We start from the raw sequence: 644 nt of genomic DNA, 5'->3' as shown, positions 1-644 counted from the left end.
AAACGCACGTCGGGAAAAAATCAGAGAACTGCTGCAGATGGCGAACATAGGCAGCATGGAGGACATCCAGAGCCTGTTCAAGGAAACCATTGCCGAGTTCATGGAAAACGGCCTGGAGGCAGAGCTGGATGATGAACTTGGCTACAGCAAGTATGACTACAAAAATAAGGACACGGACAACAGCCGCAACGGTCACAGCAGCAAAACACTGCGGACCAGCTTTGGCGATGTGGAAGTGTCCGTACCTCGTGATCGGAAAGGCGAATTTGAGCCTCAGGTGCTGAAGAAAAACCAAACCAGCATCAGTCAGGACATTGAGGAAAAGATTCTGTCCATGTACGCCAAGGGCATGACCACGAGTGATATCGAAGCGCATATCCAGGATATCTACGGCGTAGAAGTGTCCGATACGACCGTAAGCCGCATCACAGATAAGATCCTACCCATCGCAAAAGAATGGCAGCAGCGGCCTTTGGAAAGCGTCTACGCGGTAGCTTTTCTGGATGCCATCCACTACCATGTGCGCAGCGAAGGACAGATCGTCAAGAAGGCTGTTTATATTGCCATTGGTATCGATCTGGACGGCAGGAAGGACGTTCTGGGTATGTGGGTCGGTGAAAATGAGAGCGCCAAATTCTGGGCAA

Annotated in this window: 1 protein-coding gene; it reads left to right on the top strand. The window is 50.9% G+C overall.

What is annotated here, in order from left to right:
* Positions 1-644, top strand: a 644-nt coding sequence (locus tag ACTQ34_RS18100) for an IS256 family transposase (protein ID WP_441364986.1), incomplete at both ends; no start/stop codon positions are given.

Source organism: Agathobaculum sp. LCP25S3_E8, assembly GCF_052117165.1.
Classification (GTDB): domain Bacteria; phylum Bacillota; class Clostridia; order Oscillospirales; family Butyricicoccaceae; genus Agathobaculum.
Note: the sequence above shows the minus strand (reverse complement) of the source record. Positions and strands in the feature narration are given on the sequence as shown.